General features: G+C 42.2%; 2 protein-coding genes and 1 pseudogene. All 3 read right to left on the bottom strand.

Going from position 1 to position 2199, the window contains the following annotated elements; all coding sequences use genetic code 11:
• Positions 1-404: 404 nt before the first annotated feature.
• Positions 405-800: a hypothetical protein gene (locus tag CWC03_RS22900; RefSeq protein WP_138583804.1), complete on the bottom strand. Its 396-nt coding sequence runs from the start codon at positions 798-800 to the stop codon at positions 405-407.
• A gap of 155 nt (positions 801-955) precedes the next feature.
• Positions 956-1180, bottom strand: coding sequence for a hypothetical protein (locus CWC03_RS22895; RefSeq protein WP_138583803.1), 225 nt, complete (start codon positions 1178-1180; stop codon positions 956-958).
• Positions 1173-2199, bottom strand: a pseudogene (locus CWC03_RS22890) (hypothetical protein); the annotation flags it as partial. The gene CWC03_RS22895 and the pseudogene CWC03_RS22890, both read right to left, overlap by 8 nt.

The following is a 2199-nucleotide window of genomic DNA, read 5'->3' as shown; positions in this document are numbered from 1 at the left end:
TTCGCCGCTGATTTTCACAATATCAAACTCATTTTAAAATATGCTCTCACACAATCCCGAACTCTCCCACACATTCCCGCAGTTTTCGCACAATTAGCTATAGAGTTTTTGTACATTGGATCACTATGTGAAATTTGAAAAGGTGTTGATGATGATGCCGCGCGCGAAAACTTTGTGGTGATTGTGCGAAAACTGCGAAAATTGAAATTTTTATATAATTAAAAGCTCTTTCAATATATCTTTTTCTAGGCTTAGAGTTTGTAGTTAATGTAGAAACTTTTGGAAATCTCTTACGGTTCACATCGGCAAATAAAGTTGCGGCCTATTAGAGATTTAGGCCCCCTATAAACCTAAAAGAAATAGAAAACAACGGGGGCTAGCAAGGCTAAGCTAGTTGAAGGTTATCAGAACTTTCTCTCCTCAACTTTCACAAGCTCGCATTTTCCTTCGCTTCTTAGATAAGTTGGCTTCACCTGATCGGGGAATTCTATGGATGTCATTTCACTTGTCATGCTAGATGTTAGATCAATTCGGCTAATTTCATAACGGCGAACCATTTTTATGCCTGAGTATAAATCTACCTTTTGATAGGTGATTTTATCAACAGCAAAAAAACCTTCAGTATTAAAAGCAGAACCTACTTTGAAAGTATGGGTAACTTTCCCTGTATCTTCGTCGACTTTAACTGAAAATTCTGATCTCGAGTCTTTCTCACCAACAACACAGTCAAGGTATACTGGCTTTGCAACAACATTGATTGAAAGCAAGCATACTACTGCACCAAAAATTGATATTTTCACCAAAGGGCTCCTTAAAAGTCATTAAGTCTATACAGTATACTAACTTACATGCTTGAACTACGAGTAGATGAAAAGTATACCTCTGAACTTAAAGTTATCGTCGGTTGGATAAGTTGTCACCTAAAAAAAGCCTTGAAGTAATATATTGCGATATTTCAAACCACCACTTCACTATACGGCAAGTCCGGCGCTTGCCCTGTGATGCGATCATTCTCTATATACGCTGAACCTGACTGAACACTATCACCCAGTACGCGGCTGGTTGTGCCGTCGCTGTGCTCTACGGTAGTTGTACCATCATTATTTACTGTTAGCACTTTTACTATACTGCGCTGTGTGCCGGAGAATACTGAACCGAGTCTGTTTAGTGTGTTAGACATTGCGTACCGCCTGAATTGTTTGATTTACCATAATAGCACCTTGGTTGCTGATATTGGCAGAGACAGCCAGTGAGTCCACGGTTGCTTTGTATAGCTCGTCTTCGAATCTTACACCTAATAAACTGCCTGGTCTGATTGGTGGCAGGTCTTGCTTCAGCTTGGTGCGAATGGTTGCGGTTCGTTTGTTACCACTTCTTGCTAGTTCACATGTGCCACGTTGACGTGCGGCTTGCACGTCGGTGATTAGATTATCTACGATGTCGCGAGCGTAATCTGTTGCAGGAGTGCCTTGGCGCTTGATTTTACATGCAACGCCTTGTTGCTCACCTCTCACAAAAACAACGTTGTGCTCAGGCTGAATGGTGTCTCGTGTATTGTGCTCTAGTATTAGGGCGTCATTGAGAATGACATCTGGCGTTGCTTGCTCCGTACTCCACGGATTAACTGGCCATTCAGGCACAACTGAGACGGTTTTGGTTGTGTCGTTAATGTCCAATATCGCGCCAATACTGCTAGCTACTTTTAATAGTGCAGCCCCTGGCGTCAATCCTCGATACGAAAACGCCCCCTCAGGAATTGGGTAATCAATCATTTTGTTGTCTAACGTCCAGCCTGTGTTTTCTAAAATGTCAGCCATGATACCTGCGAGCGTCTTATCAACGGTGTTTACGTAATTACGCTCGCGTTGATACGGTGCAGCAAGCTCTGCGAATCGAGAACGAATCGACGCGCTATAGCTATTATTCGCAAACCGATTGCTTGTACTGGGTTGCTCGCAAATCATGATGAACTCATAACCGTTAATGACTAATTTTAGCTGTTGGCCAATTGCACGCTCCATATCAATGCGGCTGCAAAACTTGATGTTGCCCGTTGCAGCAAATTGGCCACGTTGCCATGTGCAAGTGATGTTGTTGATTAGAATTTTTAAATCATCACTTAGTCGACTACAGCTGATTGATGGTTGCATGATGTAATATCTCTGTATCTGTGGCTCTATGGGGATTTTGGAATCGATG

The sequence above is a fragment of the Pseudoalteromonas sp. S2755 genome (assembly GCF_005886535.1).
GTDB lineage: Bacteria > Pseudomonadota > Gammaproteobacteria > Enterobacterales > Alteromonadaceae > Pseudoalteromonas.
This window is presented reverse-complemented; position numbering and strand designations above follow the sequence as displayed.